This window comes from Marinisporobacter balticus (assembly GCF_004345705.1).
In the GTDB taxonomy this organism is placed as follows: Bacteria; Bacillota; Clostridia; order Peptostreptococcales; family Thermotaleaceae; genus Marinisporobacter; species Marinisporobacter balticus.
Map to the genome: position 1 here is coordinate 51,770 of NZ_SLWV01000005.1, position 19,356 is coordinate 71,125.

Sequence of the window (19,356 nt, forward strand, 5' to 3'; positions counted from 1 at the left end):
TATATTATTTTATTACTAATTATCCGCCCTACAGATAAGAATACTTTTATCCGTAATATTTTTTACAATCCCATTTATACTTGCATGAATCTTTGCACCTAGTTTATTATCTGGGATTTCTCCAATTAACTGTCCCTTCGTAACTTGATCTCCTACATTTACTATCGGTTCTACTGGTGCCCCTATATGTTGTGATCTAGCTATAACAACAGCTTTAAATTCTTTTTTGATCTGTTCCGTTAGTGGTGCATCTACATCATATTTTTCTATTCCTAGTCTTGCTTTTAATTTATTTACTGGAAACTTTCTGTATTCTCTAAAAGGTTTCGTTTCCTTTGGTACATTATTATTTGGATTTTTTATGCCATTCCCACTTAATTGACCTTTTAAAAACTTATTTAACTTCCAAGGCTGAAGTCCCATAATACATACCTGTTCACAAAGACCACATTCGCTACATAAAAATGCATCCGTTATTTTTGAATTGCTTTCACAAGTACTATTGTAGCTTGCTAATCTCATAAGTTTATCTGGAGATAATTTATGTCCTAATAGGTTTCTCGGACACACATCTGTACACAAAGAACAATGACAACAAGCAGCTCTTGCTTGTTTTAACATACGTTCTATCTTTTTACTTTTCGATAATATCAAAGAATGATTCTCTGGTAGAACGATTAAGCCCTTTGTGTTCTTTTTGATTGGTTGATGAATATCTTCTACAATCTTTCCCATCATGGGGCCACCATCTATTACCTTAAACTTATCTACTATAGCACCCCCTGCTAATTCAATAGCATCAGCAACAGAAATACCAATAGGTACTTTTATGGTAATAGGATTTTTCACAGCACCTGTTACCGTTAAATACTTATCTGTAACAGAAATCTTATGCATCGCATTATATACATTTAATAAAGTTTCTACATTTATTACAATCACACCCACATTTAAAGGGATACCCCCTTCTGGTACAATTCTCTTTAGTACTTCGTATACAGTAATTTGTTCGTCTCCAGCAGGATAAAAATTGTCCAGTGTAAATAATTCTAGTTTTTCATATTTATTGCTATCTTTATCTAAGTTCTCCACTGCATTTTTATACTTTTTCTTTAATGCAATGATTCCTTTTTTTGCACCTGTTTCTAAAACGATTTTGTCTAAGGCTATCAGTATTTCATCACTTTTTTGAGCCATAAGTTGTTGATCTACTTTCAGTAATGGCTCACACTCTGCACCATTTACAATAATATATTCTGCCTTTGTATTTAGTTTTACATGGGTTGGGAAACCAGCACCTCCTGCACCGATTATCCCAGCCTCTTTTATTAAATCAATAAAGTTTTCTTCCATATTTTATCCCTCAATTCTATTTAATTGAGAATCCATCAGACAATACACATCGTCTCTTCCTCGTAAAAGTTCTTGCAGAAGTTAATCCTTCTCCAGTAGGGCCTGCAATTGTAAAGGTTGAATGACCTTCTGCCCCAAATCCTATCCCCGCATATGAAGGCGCATTTTTAACAAAAATAGTCGTTTGGACAGCTTTTGCAAATCTAGTTAGATTATCTACATTTTTAGAATGCATAATGGCTGTATGTCTATTTCCATGCTCTACTTTCACCCCTAATTCGATTGCTTTATCTATATCTTTTACTCTTACAATAGGAAGAATCGGCATCATCAATTCTTCAATAACAAATGGATGGTCTTTCTCTACTTCTGCAAAAATAACTTTAATACTAGAATTAATAACGATTCCAATCTGCTTCATAATATAATCTGCATTTTTTCCAACAAACTCTTTTTTGATCATACCTTTTTCATTCAGCACTAAATTTTCTAATTTATGTAGCAACTCTTGGTCTTTTATTTCAAATCCATAATAGTTTCTCATGCAAGACTTTAACTGATCTGCTACACAATCTACTACAATTACTTCTTTTTCAGCTGTACATGGTAGGTTGTTATCAAAGCTACATCCATCGATAATATCTTTTGCTGCTTTTTCAATATCTGCCGTTTCATCAACTAATGCAGGTGGATTCCCAGCTCCTGCACCAATTGCTTTTTTCCCAGAAGATAAAGCAATTTTTACAATGCCGGGTCCTCCAGTAGCACAAATCATATTAATTTTTTCATGCTTAAGCATTATATTGGTACTTTCAATCGTTGGCTCTTTTACAGTAACAACAAGATTTTTAGGCCCATTCACCTTTTCAATTGCTTTATTTATAGTTTCTACTGCTAAAACAGAAACTCTTTTCCCTCCTGGATGAGGAGAAAACACAACAGCATTTCCTGCTGCAAGCATCCCTATCGCATTACATATAATCGTCTCTGTTGGATTTGTAGAAGGTGCTATAGCGCCTATTACTCCGAAAGGAGACATTTCATACAAAGTCAATCCTCCATCACCGGTACTCACTTCTGGTTTTAAATCTTCTACACCAGGCGTTTTTTCTATAGCAAGTTTATGCTTTAAAATCTTATGCTCAAATCTACCCATTCCTGTTTCTTCAGCACCCATTTTTGCAAAATCTTCAACATTTCTGCTCAATTCTTCTCTCATTGCTTGAATGATCTCACTTCTTCTAGTCAAGCTACATTTTTCAAATTCTTTCTGAGCGAACCATGCGGCATCAATCGCATCGTCCATATTATGAAACACGCCAAATTTATTATCATCCTTATGATTATTGCTTTGATCTAGAATTTCTTCTAATACATTTCTTACAATTTTTTCTATCATTGAAGCATCTATGTTCATGCTCTAATCTCCCCCTTCTTTAAAATTTTTAGAAGTAGCATTCCATCTATATTTTATATGCAAATTATTTCTCCATCTCGAATACTCTTAATGCATGAAAAGCAATCATCATATCTTCATCAACACTTCCTCCACTCACACCGATACCACCAATAATTCTTCTTCCACATCTTAATGGATACCCTCCACCGAAAATGACCATTTTATCCCCATTTTGTATCCCATACAGTGGTTGCCCTGGTTGAGCGAGTTTTCCAATCTCATGGGTAGGAAGCTTAATGGAATTGGCAGTATATGCTTTGTTTATAGAAAGATCTATGCTAACCAAAAGAGACTCCTTCATTCTATGAAGAAGTACTAGATTTCCCCCTTCATCAACCATTGAAAAGACAATGGGAACACCCATTGATAAAGCTTTTGCTTCTGCTGCTTCTGCCATTTTTTTTGCGATACAAAGATCTATACGATTATTCTTTTCGTAATTCTTTAATTTTTCCATTACCCGATTTTTCACTTCTTGTATCCATTCACTATTTTCTTCCACTCTTGCCAATGCAAACAATAGATCCGATAAACGATTTACATATTTAAAAATGTCCTCCCTTATTTCTTCTTTCTTTAAAAGCTTTATAATGTTTCTTTCTGCACGCCTTATAATGGTTCTTGCTACATGCAATGTAGCTGAAGCTGTAGTTTTTCCAGGTATAATGAATTCTTTTAAGGGCCCTGTCTTTTCAGTATACGCATCTATGATTCTTTCACAATTTTCAATATCTTCTTTTCCAATCTTTTCTTTGATATACTTTTCACCTTGTTCATCGCAGGCAATCTCTGCTCCTAAAGCAAATAGTTTCTTTTGTACATCTTTTAGTATGATCTGTATCTCTTCATTTTTACAAAGAGAGTATGCAACACCCATCATAGCATTTGCTTCATCTAATGTTCCGTAGCAATCCACTCTAAGATTATCTTTCCATACTCTACTTCCACCTAATAAACCCGTTTGTCCTGTATCTCCTGTTTTTGTATAAATATTAGCCATCATCTTCACTTCCTTAGCCCGTAACTTCTACATGCTCCACGATTCCTACGATGGAAGCATCTATCGGTGTGTCATTATTTCCAAAAACTTTCCTAGCAGAACTACCCGTTGCAATTAATACTACCTCTCCAGCTCCTGCACCTACAGCATCTATTACAACTTGAGAATTCCCTGTAGGGTGTTCATTCGTATCAATTGGCTGTACCAACAATATTTTTTCTCCTTTTAAAGATTCCACTTTGTGTGTGGCTACAACCACACCTATTACTTTTGCTAAATACATATTCCCCCACCTTACTTTCACTGAATAATAATTTTGACTCCTAGGGTTCTTGCTGTATCTTTTGCAATTTCTGTAATAATCGTTTTAGATGATACCATTAAATCTTTGTTTCCATCGACGGCATCTACAAGCCCTGCCCGCGTCAATACTTTCTTTTTATACATAACTTGTTCTTTCGTATGATGATTTTTTTTATTCGTATGCTCTTTTGTTCTTTTCATAACTTCATCATATATCTCATTTCCAGAAACCAACTTTATACCATAACTCTCAAGCAACGTTAAATGGTGGTTTAATGTATTGATGTATGCTGTTTGTGCCTTTCCCATTCCTATACGAATTCTCTCCTCATTTGATGGATCACACGCATTTTTTGCCGCAACAATAGGAATATCCATCATCAAACACTGAGATACAATATTAGTAATCAGTGTATCTGATATACCATGAGCAATCTTAGTTGCTGTATTCATCGTAAGTACTGGAAATATAACTTTATCTATATCTGAATAATAAAACTTCATTTCTTTTGGATCTCTTTCAACATGTATTTCAACTTCATCTGATCCGATCCTATCTTTAATAATCTCTTTTGTTAAAACGCTTTCAGCACTCCTAGAGATCAATAGTCTAAGTTTCCACCCATCTGCTTTTAGTTTTTTTATTTGTTCTATACTTTCATTAAATCCTATAGATCCTCCTGTAAATATTACTAAAGCTTTTTTAGGCATATTTTCTAATCTCCGTAAAACTTCATTCACAATTTCTGTTGTAAATACCTCTATCATTGTTTCTTCAATTATCTTTCTAATATCCAACCAGATCACCTCATCTATTGCAGTGTAGCGCTATCCCTAAAGGTGTTACCAATAATGGTTCTACAGGTTTTATGGTATCGATTCCTATTTCTTTCTTAAACACATTTTCAAATTCATTAAAACAACAAGCGCCCCCTACCACATATATCTTTTCTATAGCGTATCCATCTATATTTCTTCTTACAATAGAAGCCATCTTTTGTACTACAGGCTTAATAATTTGAAATACATCTTTTTGTTTGGCGACATCTTTTTTAATTTTTTCAGCATCTTCAAAAGAAATTTTATGAAACCCTGCCAATACTAAACTCATATGGGTTCCCCCCGTAGCTTCATCTGCTGTGTATATTACTTTTCCATATTTTAAAATACTTATCCCTGTAGTACCTCCCCCTACATCTACAACAGCTCCATCTGTAATTCCTAATACACTTGCAGCAGCAGTAGGTTCATCTACTATATTTACTACATCCATGTCAGCAGATTCTACTACATTTGCTATGGCCTTTACATTGCCCTCTAATATTCCAGGAGGAATAGCAGTAGCTGCTTTTGTCAAACTTGTTCCTAATATATTTTCTACTTGGTTCTTCAAATCATTCACAATCCTTGTAGCTCCTACATAATCTACTACGATCCCATCTTTTACTACAGAAGCACCATAAGATGCTCCTGCTACAGGATTTCCTTTTTCATCAACAACCGATAGAACAATATTCGCTGTGCCAAGATCTACACCTACTCTTAAATCTCCTTCATAAGGATTAAATGTTTTTTCTCTTACAAGTCTCGCAAATTCATTGATCATCTGATTTGTTTTTGTTAAATCCATAGATGACTACTCCTTATTCTTCAAAATTCTTACTTTATCTCCATTTTTTATATCACTAGAATTTGCTTCATCCATGTCTATATGCATTTCTAGACTATATCGATCAGATACACGGACTAATACATTTCCAAAAACTGTTTTTCTTATTCCTTCTGTTTCAACATCTACCATTTGCTTATCCTGTAGTCCATATGCTTTCGCTATTTCCGGAGGTATATGTATATGTCTTAATGCTGCGATTACACCATTATTCTTTGTGACCTTTCCCTTAGGTCCTTCCAAAATGATTCCTGGGGTATTCTCAATCTTTCCTGATTCTCTGATAGGTACTTTTATTCCTATCTTAAATCCATCTGCAAGAGATACTTCTACTTGCGTAGTATCTCTTACAGGGCCTAATATCCGTACTTTTTCAAAGTTTCCTTTTGGTCCAATGATTTTTACTGTTTCTTTTGCAGCAAACTGTCCAGGCTGAACCAAATCTTTAATCTTTGTTAGTGTATATCTTTTCCCAAATAATGTCTCAAGATCTTTTTTACTCAAATGTATATGTCTATTTGAAATTCCGATAGGCACCAATCGATCTTTATGTTCATTTATTGCTCTTTTTACAATTTCTGTTACAATCTTTACTAAATTTTCTTTATTACTTAAGTCCATAATAAAGTTCACCTCAACTCTTTTCTATCATAATCACGTTTATTCATATTCAACTTTTTCAATTTGTGGTAATATCTTTTCTACATCCATATGTGGTCTTGGAATCACATGCACAGCTACAAGATCTCCCACTTTATCTGCAGCAGCAGCCCCTGCATCTGTAGCGGCTTTTACAGCTCCAACATCTCCACGAACCATTACAGTTACAAGTCCTGATCCAATCTTTTCATATCCTATAAGTGCTACATTTGCTGACTTTGTCATAGCATCTGCTGCTTCAATCGCACCTACTAACCCTTTTGTTTCAACCATCCCTAAAGCTTGTTGATTCATTTATAAAATCTCCTCTCTTTTTTAAATTCTTTATAATGAATACACATCTTTTTAAGATCTCCTTTTCGTCTAGGACATGCTGGATCTTTACAAAGATTGCACCCATCTGACGATTGGACGTTATTTTCATCTTCATTTATTTCAATATCTTCTTGATCTTCATATACTTCATCTTCATCCGTTTCAACATCTTGTTGGTCTTGATCTATTAATTTCTGATCATCTTGCATATTGTAAACAGAAACCTCTTCTTGCTTTTCTTGATCTTTTATATCTTTTTGATTTTTTTCCAATCCCACAGTTTCATCACTATAAATAAGTATTTCAACACCAGCTCCTGGTCTTGGAATCACACGCTTACCCCATATTTTATTTACTTTACTAGCACTCGTGACAGCTGCATCTATTGCCGCTTTTACTGCACCAACAGATCCCTCTACTTTGATAGTAGCCATACCATCTCCTTTAGTTAACTCGTATCCAATTAATTTAACATTTGCAGACTTCATTGCCACATCAGCCGCTTCTATTGCTGCTGCCAATCCTACAGTTTCAATAATTCCTAAGGCGAGCTTTGACAAAGTTACACCTCCTTAAGCTACCCTAACTTCATTCTTGCAATAACCCTTTCTACAATAATCCGTACTTCTTCTTCTAGGCTTTTTTCCCTTACGTCTATCTCCTTTTCTACTTCATAATCTTCTAAAGTTTTAAATGCAATACTTTTTACAAGCCTAGCTCCGTTTCCACCTAATATTCTCATTAATAGTCGATCTGCACTTGTACTGATTTGATACAATGGTTCATCTTTTTTTAATTTTATATAATGAAGTACTATATCTTCACCATCAATACCGATTCCTACCCCTAGTACAGATTCTTCGCAGGCTTCATATGCAAGCGCTTGTGCTTTCCTAGCTTCTTTTGCGTGTATACTATATGGAATACCTTCTTCTTCAATTCCCCACATAATTTCTTTGAACTTTTCTATAGGGATTAAGTTTTTATTGTAGTAAATATGGATTGAAGGCTTTTGCTGTTGATCTTTTATGCTCATATGGTTCCACCTTCTTTTAATGCAAGAATTAATCCAGTAGCCACTGCATTTCTAGGTCCCTCACATCCTCGTATATTACCTCGTCCTGCAACAATACTATACTTAGACAATGCATCTGTAACTAACTGAGGGATCTCAAAATCTAATGCTGAACCTCCTACTAATACAACAAACGCTATATCTCTAACATTTCCTGTAGGACTTACCATACTCAATGCTCTAATTGCATTCGTAACAAATACCTTTTCTTTGGCGGACTTTCTAATCATTTTTATCTTTTCTAAAGAGTTTTTTCCTGGTATAGGAATCATCCCTATATCTTTTAATATAACTATTTTTGCAAAAGCTTTAGGATCAAGAGGATTTTCAAAGAACTGAACCGTTCCATCTTCATGTCTTATATGAAAAAGACTTTCTACTTTTGCAAGTGGATATTTTTTTATATCCTCTGCTAAGTTAAAATCATCTAGCCCTAATTCTGAATTAATGAGCATAGTGACCATATTTCCAGCACCTGCAAGATGAATAGATGTTATTTTATTTCTTTTATCTATGATAGATGCATCTGTAGATCCTGCTCCCATGTCAAGTATTGCTAATGGTTTATTTGTTCCAGGAGTAGTAAGTGCACCTCTTATTGCCATATCCGCTTCTACGCCTCCTACCTCTACAACTACATGCATATCTTTTTCCAAAATCTCTGCAATCATGTTCATCTGGAGCCGATCAGCCTTCACCATAGCAGCAATCCCCACAGCATTTTCAAGACAAAACTCTTGCGCAAGCCCTCCCCTTATTTTCTGGGGAATGAATGTATCTACTGCTAAAAGATCTTGGATCTTAATATCAGTAAAATGCTGTCCTGTAAGTTCTGACATCACTTGTCTTACTCTTTCTAACATTCCTCCTGCATTTGTTCCAGCCTGCCCCTTTACATCTTCTATAGGAGATGCTTGTTTCAATACTTCCATTATTTTTTCTGCTCCATCATCTACATTCACTTCTAATTTCTTTTGTTTACCTATTACATAAATGATGCCAGCAGGTATTCTTTTTTCTTTTACATCACCTTTAGGTGTTTTGATGACAACCGCAGATCTATTTCCAATCAGTGCCCTTGATATAGGTACAATTTGTTTTGTTTCTTCAGAAGTTAATTCAAATACAGTAGCAACACCATACGGATTTGATAAAGATTCTACTACACCGCCTACAGGGGCTACCTCTATAGCAGCTTTCATATTCATCGGTACTTTATGGACAAGAGATACCTCATCAACAATAGGTATTTTTTTGTTCAGTCTATTATTGATAAGGACCCCATCATCTCTTTGTGCAATAGCGCCTTTGATATTTCCGCCTATTTTCACATGATCATTGATCAATTTTGCAGCATCTTCAAAATCTACATCTTTAGGAATAATTACAATCAATGATTCAGCTATGTTTATTTCCCGTAAATCTTTTATATTTACAGTTATTCCTACACCTATACCTAAGCCACCTGGTGTTGATGGATTATGTCCAATCATTGTTGATTCGGTAATAATGGTTTCTGTAATAGTTTCCATAGCCACATCTCCGATTACAGGTGCAGCTTCATTGATTCTTATCAGCGCCAAATCATTGGTTTTAAGTCCTACTTGAGCTAATGCTTTTTTCAGGGAAGCAACAACACCATGAATATTTTGCTTAGTTCCTTTTATTCCCGTTGTATCTACAATGGCACTAGATAAAAATTCTATCTCTCCATGATCATATATTCTTGATAATGCAACCTCCGTTGTTGCATTTCCAATATCAACACCAGCAACAATCTTCATGGTTTTTCCTCCCTTTGTCAAATTTACATATTCCCTTTAAGTCTTTTTCTTTCTTGATATACATCGGTTGCCTCTCTTACAAAATCCGCATTAATTTTAGCTCCATACTTATTCTCTAATTCATCTGCTATATCCATAAGGTCTGCCTTTGTAGAACGATAGGGCCTTAGTGCATTATAGATTTCAAGAATTCTATCATCTGGTATTTTTGTAAGCTCAGCTGCTCTCCTTAAGTTCCTTGCAAAAGGATCTCTTCCTACCGACTCAGCCACTTGTGCTTGATATTCTAAAACTTCAGCCGAAATTCTTAGATCATCTGATGAAATCTGCTCATTCATAACCTTTTCGATAGTAATATCATCTAAACTTTTACCTGTAGGACTTTTTACAAGTTCAGGTCTTTTTGTTCCTAGAGGATAATCCTCTTTACAAACTTTTAGAATATTATTATTGGATTTTATTTGCTTTTGAGTTTCCCCCATAGAAGCCATTACTTCTCTTACGATTTGTTCAATCAATTTATTTTCCATCATTCCAATTCACCTCCATTTATTTGAAAATCACCTTAAGTTCTATTGGTTTTGCACCTAATTTTACATATTGTGTTTCTTTTATATGAAGCAACGCTGCTTTGGCTTGATACTTAGGTCTCGCCATTTGATCATTTTTTACTGGTACTGGCGTTGGAGACTCTCCTTTGGCATATTGTGCCGCATTTTTACCAATTTGTCTGAATGTTTCTTCATCAAGAAGTGGTGCTTGAGGGAATAACTCTAAATTATTGAGTGGCAATAAATCTTTTTGATGGATAACAGTAGTTCCTTTAGATTGAATACCAATACCAATTCCTGAACCACTAATCTTTGCAGCATCATTGGCAGCAAAAGAAACATCTGATGTTCTAAGAATTCTAACCACTCTTGCAGTAAGTCCCTCTTCTTCTATCCCTGCTATAACCTCTCTAAGAACCTTATAGTGAGGTAACTCTATGATCGTTTTGCTTTGATGTACCCCAAAAGCTGGACAAACACCTATAACTACCTCATTACTTCTCGTACCAGTCTTTGCTTCTCCCGCTTCTTTTAGTTCTAATTCTTTCATATTTTCAGAAGAAAAGACTTTAATATTTGTTTTTTCTCCCACTTGATTACTCGAAGAACCTTCTTTTTTCTCGTCCATTCCAAAATCCTTTAAAACTTCTTCTATGACACTTCTAATTAAACTTTCATTAATAGCCACTTTGTACACCCCTTTCCAAATAAAATATTTTAATAATCTTCTGGACTTACTGCATTGGGTATATTTTGAATTTCTTCCCATCTTTCAGCCGATAATTGATACCCGGTTCCAGGACCCATATAGTCATTACAATCATTTACTGCACTAATCACATTAAAGTCTTTATCAATGATTGCAGATGTATGTAGATAGTCTCCTGCAATTCTTTGCTTAAGCATATTGAATACATTTTGAGCAATATCCTTATATCCTCGATTATTTAAAGCTTTTACAACATCAATTCCTGTAATCCCTTTATTCATCATCTCTTCTGCTGCTTTAAGGTCTTCTACTACATTTCTATCTGGCATATCTTTACTACCATGAGCATATGTAGCCGATTCAACTTCCTGATCTGTGATAGCTGGAAGTCCAAGTTCACCAAATACAGCCTGTAACGCTCTAGCAGCTTTATTTCTAATCTCTACAACTTCCTCTTCAGAAACAGGTCTTAACCCTCCATCTACCATAAGGTCTCTTTGTAATATGTTATAATCATCAAAATCCTCAGCATCAAAGTTTGAACCTGCAAACATATTATCGTAATTTGGTACAGCACTATATCCTGAAAATATAAAATCTGTTCCAGGAAGCATTTGCATCAACGTTCTTGCTGTTCTTCTGATATCTGAATGCGTAAATGTCTGGTCATTACCAGAAGCAACCTCTAAATCAAGCATTGTTGTAATTAAATTCTCTGCAAGAACTGCTCTAATACCTGATGGTACGCCACCTGGAACTCCTATACAGCTAATAGAACCATTTTGAAGTCCCTGAGCACCTGCTCCTTTTGTCACATAGATACATCTAGCCTCTAGATATAACATAGATTTTCCCTCTGCATATCCCATTAAAACTTCTGAACCTGTTCCAGAAGTAAATCTCATCTTAAGCCCTCTTGATGCATATGCAGATGCTAAGAAAGCTTTTGACCAAGGCGTATCATCCCCATCTATAAATACAGGCTCTGTTCCATAAACAGAAACGGTTTCAGCATAATTTGTAAGCCCTCTCATACCCAATAAAAGCTCTGTAGCTTCTTCTACCGCACATTGTGTAAGAATTCCGCCTCTACCAGTTTGTGCTCCTACCATAAGCGATAGTGCATTTAGAGGAGCATACCGAACAATCCCTACTGTGGTTTCTTGCTCATCAAATCCTCTTAATGCTGCCTCAGCTGCATCAGCAGCTATTTGAACTGGATGGTCCTTTACATTTGTTACATGGCATTGATTAGAAGGTGTTTTTCTAGCTCTCATCTTTTGAAGAGACATCATCATTTCAACTACATTCATATTCCCTACAACTTCAACAATCTTTGCAGGTGTCATAGCAGTAGTAAGATTTATAATTTTATCCCTGGATACATTCACGTCAACTAACATTTTTGAAAGCTTAAGCGAATCCATTTTCATAACTTCTTCTGCTTGGTCTAAATTAATTGCATAGTCTGCAATAAATCGATCAAGCATATCAAATGCTTCTCTTTTCTTTCCATCTAGCTCTACTACACGTCCATTTTCCATTTTTATGCTTGGTTTTGGATCATTTGGGCTGTTCATAGCAATCAAGCCAACTTCTGCCCACTCTTTTACAAAACCATCTTGATTAACAGGACGATTTGCTAATACTTCAAAACGTTTAGACTTCATATTTTTCCCTCCCAATTATTTCAAGCTCTTATATCTTATATCTTATATCTTATATCTTATATATATGGAGTTGTGGTAGCGTTAGCTGTTCCTGCAAGAGCCTCTAGTGCTTGTAATCCTACTTCTCTAGCTGCAATAAGTGATTGTCTTACTGCTCCAGAATCTCCACAAACCATTAAAATAACCTCATTTGAGTGGCTTGTTCCGCCATTTCCAGGTGAGCCATATCCTAAAACCTCAACATTTGCAGCTTTCACTGCCGTATCTGCTATCAACACACCAATGGCAGCTGGAGCACCTACAATTAAACCAAACGCTTTCCCAACAGGTGCATTAAACGCTTTATTGCAAGCAAAGCTTGCTCTAGCAGTATATTGAAACTCTAAATGTCCTGCATCATTTCCATAAACATCTCCAAAAGTTCTTTCTAATTCTTTTAATGTTACTTCTACTGCACGTCTTGCATCAGATACATCTTCTGATCCGAATATAATAAGAGAACCATGTCCTGCGCCACCTTCTGTATCTCTTGGAAGCTCTATGCTTACAATTTCAGTATTAGTAGCTTTTACAGCCTCATCTGCTGCCATGATTTGAGGTCCTGCTCCAGTACGTCCCCCAACAATCCCTATTGAACGGTAATTTTTTTCAAGTTTCATCGCTTCAAGAAGCTGCGAATCCACATTTGCAATCACAAATCCTATCGTATTTCCTATTCCTGTTCCTACAAATTCAGTTAACCCACAATAGGATGGTTTACATGGCTCAGCCTTACATTCCTCAACGGGTTGTTGACTAGATTTTTCATCACTTGCGCCTACCTTCTTCATCACTTCTTCCATAATCTTTTCCATTAATTGTTCTTTCAAAATTTACACCTCCGCATTTTTTGAGATAAAATCATTCAATCTATCTATCTACTTGGTAATATTTTTTCAACATCTGTATGTGGTCTTGGAATCACATGAACAGATATTACTTGACCCACTTTTTCCGCAGCTGCTGCCCCTGCATCTGTCGCTGCTTTTACTGCTCCTACATCTCCTCTTACCATAACTGTAATAAGTCCTGATCCAATTTTTTCATAACCAACAAGACCTACATTTGCTGATTTTACCATTGCATCAGCTGCTTCAATGGCTCCCACTAGACCCTTTGTTTCTATCATTCCTAAAGCTTCTTTTGTCATTGTTTATCCTCCTTTAACTTTTTTTCTGAAAATTCTTAATCAAATCATTTATGTGTCTATTATATGTGCCTCTTGTCCTAATAGTAATTGAATATATTGTCCATCTTCTGTAACAAATTGCTTCCCTTATAAAGAGCATTTTTCAACTTATTGCATGCTTATCATTCTTTTCAGTAGGCCTTAGAATTATTTTGTCTTCTTACAATAATAAATTGTCATAACACCTAGACTGTTTAAGTTATCTATTTAAATTGCTTCTAAGAAGATACTACAGACTTGTATCTATTTGATCCAAATGAATCCATAATATAATTTAACATCTATTTTTACAAAAAAATATCATCCTAAGAAAAAGCACTCATTTCTTAGAATGATATTTTAATAGATTGATCATCAATTTTTAAATTCAAGTTTAAATATCCCATTTCCCATTACTTACAAATGTATTTTTTTTAAAAATGTTTTCTTTCGTTTTATCTTTTTTTGAATTTCTATAATCCGTTGGCGTAAACCCTACGATCTTCTTAAAAACCTTACTGAAATAATTTGGCTCATTATAGGAAAGTTCTAGTGCGATGTTTATGATAGGCATATTCGTATGTTCCAATAATTCTTTTGCAATCTCTATTTTTTTACTAATCAGATATGTGCTAAAATTAATCCCTACTTTTTTCTTAAATATTCTACTTAAATAATAAGAACTCATCGATCCAAATTCAGCTACTTCTTCTAATGTAATATTCTTTTTGCATTTCTTTTCGATATAGTCTAATATCCTGTTCATATCATAGCTATACGTCTCATGATTATCATTGGTTATATTTTCAAAAATCAGATTCAAAATCTCTATTAGACTCTTTTGAACTGCATATTGATTTAAAAATATATCAAAATCATTTTTGAATTTTTGAAAATATTTTTCAATTTCATGTAGATTCTGTATTTCTAAATCCAATACAATATTCATCAAACTGTCAACCATTTCTTTTAAATTTGTTGCTATACTTTGTACATCATCTGAACCTAAGTTAAATATCTGGTTGATTATTTCTTTTAACATATATTTTGAATTTTTATAATCTGACTTTTTAATATTCATTTTCAACGCATTCATCATACATTCCATATCAATAGGATTTGCGATTTCTCTGCTGATTTGTTTATCAATAGCCTCTATGATTCTTTTAGGTCTAGCAGGCTTTAATATATAATCATTTATATTTGCAAGAATGGCTTTATGTGCAAAATCAAATTCATCATGTGCTGTAAGAATAATTATAATTGTATTCCTATCCCGCTTTCTTATTCTTAAGCTAGCTTCTATGCCATTTAACTCATAAATACTTATATCCATCAATATCAAATTAGGCTTTAATTGCTTATCTAACGCCACTGCTTCTAAACCTGATCCTGTCTCTCCCACAATCTTTATGGTATCTTTAAATTCTCTTTCTATAATCATTTTCAATGCTTTTCTTTCTAATACTTCATCTTCAACAATCAGTACCTTATACATTTAAATCACCTAACTCCGTATTAAGTGGTATTTGTATTTTAACCGTAGTTCCATGGTTTAATCGGCTATTAACATCTAATACATAAGTTTCTCCAAAGTAATAACCCAACCTTTTATTAATATTATTAAGCCCTATCCCAGTAGAAAAAGTATCTTTTCTATGTTTTTTATTTTCATACAATAGCATATTTAGTTCTTCTTTTGAAATCCCAACCCCATCATCTTTTATTTTTATGACTACTTTATCATTTAATTTATAACCAACAATCTCTATGCTTCCTCCATCTTTCTTCTTTTCTATCCCATGGTTTATAGCATTTTCTACAATCGGTTGAAGGATCATAAAAGGAATCATCACATTCTTTAACTCTTCTTCTATCTCAATCTTATACTTTAATCTATCACAAAGCCGCATCGATTGTATTTTAAGATAATTTTCTATGTATTGTATTTCATCTTTAAAGTATACGAGATGGGTTGAATTTTTCTTGAGGGTATATCTTAAAAGTTCCGCAAACGAGAATACGATTTCCTGAGTATTAACAGCATTTTCCAATAGCGCGAGTCTCGAAATGGTATTAAGTACATTAAATAGAAAATGTGGATTCATTTGGGATTGAAGGGATTTTATCTCAGAATCTTTCAATGATTTTTCTAGTTCAGCTCTAACTTTTATTTCTTTCACAAGTTCTAAATTTTTCTTGCTCAGTTCTGCTTGTACCAAATGAACTAACCCTTTTTCTACAATATAATTTGAAATAACAAACATCATATCTGCTGCAGCTACAAACTTTTTATAAGGAATTACTTCTATTTCATCATAGGCTGTAGCAAGTGCATCATCTTTTTTTTCTTTCCAATCTGATGAACTTGTTACAGATACAACATCTAAAAAAGCTTTATTTTCTTCCTCTATTTTTACTTGTCCAGCTAATACGGCTCCTAAATATTGTTCCCTTATAATAATGGGTATGGCAAAGTCTATAAGTCCTGCATGACATTCATAAACACAAGGTTTTCCACTTCTAGCAGCTTCAATTCCGCCATGTGCATCCGAACGAAAACATGCTTCATTACATTTTTCTATTTTTCTTAACAGTGTACAGAATTTAGAAAAATTACTATATCTTGTTATAGGCCTTCCCATATAGTCTACTGTCACAACAGCAAGTCCAGTAGCTTCTGAAAATCTATCTTGTATTTCTTGAAGCACATCTATATCTATGCAGTCATTAATCTTAGGAAAATTATTCATAATTCATCTCCCTCAAAATTTTTTGGTGGTAAATGCTACTGCTAAATACTTTCTATATTAAAAACGATATGCCCATACAAACAATATTCACCATAAACAATGTAAGACTTATAAAAAAACATTTTGATTTTACAAGACATATTCCCGAATTTCGATAAATCATTTCACTCAAGTCCTTATGCGCTAACTTAAAATGATACTCTTTGTTTATGTGAATGGGATATTCCTCTTTTTCATTACGCTTCAGTAACCTATTATAAACCAATAATAACAAGACCTCTTCGTTCATTTCAGCTACATCCTTATAACTGTAAATATTTTTTGTTTCATATTTATATAAATCCTCTTTATATGAATCTTTTTTTTCTAATTTATCTTCATTATTTCTTCTAATTACTACCCGTGAATGAGAAAATACACTATCATTCTTTTCTTGAATTTCTTCAATTTCACTCAATCCTTCATTTCTATCATCCTTTCCTTTGTTAACTTTAACTTTCGAAAATACAGGAATTTTCTTTCCTATAAAAGAATATGCAGATATCATTATAGAAATCACACACAAAATCAGTGAAATTTCCTTAAGTAATAACCCTGAACCAAAAATAAATGATATCAACCCTAAGTTTATAGCAATAAGTCCACTATTTCTTGCTTCTTCGAATACAATCCAATTATTTGTTCGATCCAATATATTATTTAATTCTTCTAACATAATTTTTATCTCCTTTTAATTAATACAAATTATTAAGATTTCATTCATACTAAAAACACTATAGGCACAATCTATATAATTCATAAAGAAGCAAATTATGTAATTTAAATATATAATATCATTTTTTATGATATTTTTAAATAATTTACCTAGAATTTATGCGCCTAATAAGCCTATAGATTTCTCATATGCTTTTATTAAAAATTAGCATCCCTTTATATAATCATAACTTTATTTGAATTAAATCCTTTAACACTAATTTGTTCCCTTTCTATAACTATTTGTCTATTTAATCTATCAAATTTTACGCCTTTTATTCAAAAGATACTTTTTTGTCATATGCCTATACTTTTTTAACTTCTTTGTTTCAATGTATATACTATATAATCTTCTGATATTAACCCTTTCTGGTCTTTAAAAATTACAAATAGAAAAGCTCTAGCAATTATGTTGACCTATCATTGAAAACGACAAAATAATCATGATAGGAGGATAACATATGCTAGGGCTTAATAAATATTCTATTAATAAAATCAAATCTGAATTATTCATCATAATTCATTAAGAAATCAAAAATGGTTTTGATTTTACATCCATCAGCAACTGTAACAAGGTAGTAAAGGCAAACCGCCTGCAGAAACGATTAGATATGTAAAAATTGTACTATATTTTCTATCTTATTTTTTCTCAATTATGTAGCAACCATTCTTCTTTTCTTTGAGTGTATAACCCGCCTTCAATTTGAGGATCCAACCATCACCTGTGATATTACTGCCTGATATCTGAATGTTTTCGCTTGAAACAACAGCTTTGTTCCAATCGGAGGAAAGTAACAATCCACCTTTTTTTACATCTATTTTTCCAAAATCATCTTTGATTTCAGCTGTTACATATACACTTCCATGTCCCTTTAGTGCCCATATGTTATTAGGATTAAAAACTATTTGTGGATGATTAAGGTTTAATTGAAGAATAGCTCCGTTAATAAATTTTTCAGTATATTTTGATGTGATTTTTTCCCTTTCTTTGTTTCTCTTATACTCGTATTGATAAATTCCTTCATAATTATATCTTTTTTCACTTTCTTTTAATGATAGATCTGACAGATTAATGGCATATTGCTCTCTAAGTATTTCTCCTAAATCACTATCATATTCAATGGATCGTCTCCATTTGGAACTGCATTCGTCTAACAGTAGACCGTATAATACGCCAGAATGGTATCCAAAGGATCGAACCAAGGTATTTGTTATTTTTTCATTTAAGAAACGTTTCCAGTGACTATGCAGTATTCGATTCATCAAATCATCCGTTGAATAAACTAGCTTGTTTCCTGTATATTCAGCCATCCCTTCCTGTATTTCATGTATATTTTCATCTTTCGCTGAATTATATTCACTTCTTCTAGCCAAACGAAATGTTAATGCATCAGCAATCGCTTTTTTCTTTTCTTTACCTGAACTCTCTAAACCTTTATGTAGTGCTTCCCATTCTAATTTCAGATAGATTCTAGCATCCATTTCATCCATATGGCTATTATCATAGTAACCGCTACCATCTTCTGCAGACGTAGAATCTCCGTCTTGTCCTAATTCTTTCTGCACATTATGGAACATCTCATGCACATAGGTAACTAAAGTATCTGATTCATCATCACTTTCCGTATATATCACCATTGCCCACTGTTTTTCACCATATTCAATAGTTGAATTAGCTAAGCCTATATCATCTGGAAGCTGTCCTTCATAAAGATTGTTATCGATTTTCTTGAAGTTTCCTTTAGTATCTGCTTCAGTAGTAATTACTTTTCTTGTATCAGAATCAACTACCATAATTCTGGTAGCTAGAGGTATTCCCCACATCTTTCCGTTATCAGCATCATCTATATCCTTTATTTTCTGCAATATTTGTTTTATCCTTGCTATGGACATATTCCCAACTTTATCGCCGGATACCTCATTTGTTTTCAAGCTTTCCACTTGATTTCCAAGATTACTTTCTTTTACCTGACATGCGGTTCCGGTTAATGCCAAACTGATGCATAATCCTATTAGTACTGCTTTTTTCTTCATTTGATTCACTCCTAATATTTTATTATCATAAACTGTTATTCGTCGGATTCACGTTTATGAT

The 19,356-nt window shown here is 33.7% G+C and carries 20 protein-coding genes; all 20 read right to left on the reverse strand.

Annotated elements, in window-relative coordinates; genetic code table 11:
- Positions 1-15: 15 nt before the first annotated feature.
- Complete coding sequence (locus EV214_RS05550) at positions 16-1,353, reverse strand: 4Fe-4S dicluster domain-containing protein (protein ID WP_132243563.1); 1,338 nt, start codon at positions 1,351-1,353, stop codon at positions 16-18.
- Between the two features lie 16 nt (positions 1,354-1,369).
- Positions 1,370-2,770, reverse strand: coding sequence for an aldehyde dehydrogenase family protein (locus EV214_RS05555; protein WP_132243565.1), 1,401 nt, complete (start codon positions 2,768-2,770; stop codon positions 1,370-1,372).
- 64 nt (positions 2,771-2,834) lie between these two features.
- The gene (locus tag EV214_RS05560) at positions 2,835-3,812 is read right to left on the reverse strand and encodes a cob(I)yrinic acid a,c-diamide adenosyltransferase (protein WP_132243567.1); all 978 of its coding nucleotides are present in this window, start codon (positions 3,810-3,812) and stop codon (positions 2,835-2,837) included.
- Positions 3,813-3,825: 13 nt separating this feature from the next.
- Complete coding sequence (locus tag EV214_RS05565) at positions 3,826-4,095, reverse strand: EutN/CcmL family microcompartment protein (protein WP_132243569.1); 270 nt, start codon at positions 4,093-4,095, stop codon at positions 3,826-3,828.
- A gap of 17 nt (positions 4,096-4,112) precedes the next feature.
- On the reverse strand, positions 4,113-4,913 hold the full coding sequence (locus EV214_RS05570) for a flavoprotein (protein ID WP_132243571.1): 801 nt from the start codon (positions 4,911-4,913) through the stop codon (positions 4,113-4,115).
- A 10-nt stretch (positions 4,914-4,923) separates the two neighbouring features.
- Positions 4,924-5,745, reverse strand: a complete 822-nt coding sequence (gene eutJ, locus EV214_RS05575; RefSeq protein WP_132243573.1) for an ethanolamine utilization protein EutJ — start codon at positions 5,743-5,745, stop codon at positions 4,924-4,926.
- A 6-nt stretch (positions 5,746-5,751) separates the two neighbouring features.
- Entirely contained in the window at positions 5,752-6,405 is a 654-nt protein-coding gene (locus tag EV214_RS05580; RefSeq protein WP_132243575.1) for a phosphate propanoyltransferase, read from the reverse strand.
- Between the two features lie 39 nt (positions 6,406-6,444).
- Positions 6,445-6,738 carry a propanediol utilization microcompartment protein PduA gene (gene pduA, locus EV214_RS05585; protein WP_132243577.1) on the reverse strand — a complete coding sequence of 98 codons (294 nt, stop codon included), beginning with the start codon at positions 6,736-6,738 and terminating at the stop codon, positions 6,445-6,447.
- Positions 6,735-7,319, reverse strand: coding sequence for a BMC domain-containing protein (locus tag EV214_RS19330; RefSeq protein WP_132243579.1), 585 nt, complete (start codon positions 7,317-7,319; stop codon positions 6,735-6,737). Before EV214_RS19330 ends, pduA (EV214_RS05585) begins: the two co-directional genes overlap by 4 nt.
- A gap of 17 nt (positions 7,320-7,336) precedes the next feature.
- A complete protein-coding gene (locus EV214_RS05595; RefSeq protein WP_132243581.1) occupies positions 7,337-7,795 on the reverse strand; it encodes a glycerol dehydratase reactivase beta/small subunit family protein in 459 nt (152 codons plus the stop codon).
- Positions 7,792-9,618 (reverse strand): diol dehydratase reactivase subunit alpha, encoded by a 1,827-nt coding sequence (locus tag EV214_RS05600; RefSeq protein WP_132243583.1) that lies wholly within the window; start codon positions 9,616-9,618, stop codon positions 7,792-7,794. Before EV214_RS05600 ends, EV214_RS05595 begins: the two co-directional genes overlap by 4 nt.
- 23 nt (positions 9,619-9,641) lie before the next feature.
- Positions 9,642-10,151: a diol dehydratase small subunit gene (locus EV214_RS05605; protein ID WP_207669631.1), complete on the reverse strand. Its 510-nt coding sequence runs from the start codon at positions 10,149-10,151 to the stop codon at positions 9,642-9,644.
- 16 nt (positions 10,152-10,167) lie between these two features.
- Positions 10,168-10,857 (reverse strand): propanediol/glycerol family dehydratase medium subunit, encoded by a 690-nt coding sequence (locus EV214_RS05610; RefSeq protein WP_165916255.1) that lies wholly within the window; start codon positions 10,855-10,857, stop codon positions 10,168-10,170.
- 29 nt (positions 10,858-10,886) lie between these two features.
- On the reverse strand, positions 10,887-12,548 hold the full coding sequence (locus tag EV214_RS05615; RefSeq protein ID WP_132243587.1) for a propanediol/glycerol family dehydratase large subunit: 1,662 nt from the start codon (positions 12,546-12,548) through the stop codon (positions 10,887-10,889).
- Between the two features lie 56 nt (positions 12,549-12,604).
- Positions 12,605-13,417, reverse strand: coding sequence for a propanediol utilization microcompartment protein PduB (gene pduB, locus EV214_RS05620; RefSeq protein WP_132243589.1), 813 nt, complete (start codon positions 13,415-13,417; stop codon positions 12,605-12,607).
- Positions 13,418-13,461: 44 nt separating this feature from the next.
- Positions 13,462-13,737 carry a propanediol utilization microcompartment protein PduA gene (gene pduA, locus EV214_RS05625; protein WP_132243591.1) on the reverse strand — a complete coding sequence of 92 codons (276 nt, stop codon included), beginning with the start codon at positions 13,735-13,737 and terminating at the stop codon, positions 13,462-13,464.
- A 412-nt stretch (positions 13,738-14,149) separates the two neighbouring features.
- The gene (locus tag EV214_RS05630; RefSeq protein WP_132243593.1) at positions 14,150-15,253 is read right to left on the reverse strand and encodes a response regulator transcription factor; all 1,104 of its coding nucleotides are present in this window, start codon (positions 15,251-15,253) and stop codon (positions 14,150-14,152) included.
- Positions 15,246-16,508 (reverse strand): sensor histidine kinase, encoded by a 1,263-nt coding sequence (locus EV214_RS05635; RefSeq protein ID WP_132243595.1) that lies wholly within the window; start codon positions 16,506-16,508, stop codon positions 15,246-15,248. The genes EV214_RS05630 and EV214_RS05635 overlap by 8 nt, the downstream gene beginning before the upstream one ends.
- 52 nt (positions 16,509-16,560) lie before the next feature.
- Positions 16,561-17,223 (reverse strand): hypothetical protein, encoded by a 663-nt coding sequence (locus EV214_RS05640; protein WP_132243597.1) that lies wholly within the window; start codon positions 17,221-17,223, stop codon positions 16,561-16,563.
- 677 nt (positions 17,224-17,900) lie between these two features.
- Positions 17,901-19,295, reverse strand: coding sequence for a hypothetical protein (locus EV214_RS05645; protein WP_132243599.1), 1,395 nt, complete (start codon positions 19,293-19,295; stop codon positions 17,901-17,903).
- Between the last annotated feature and the right edge of the window lie 61 nt (positions 19,296-19,356).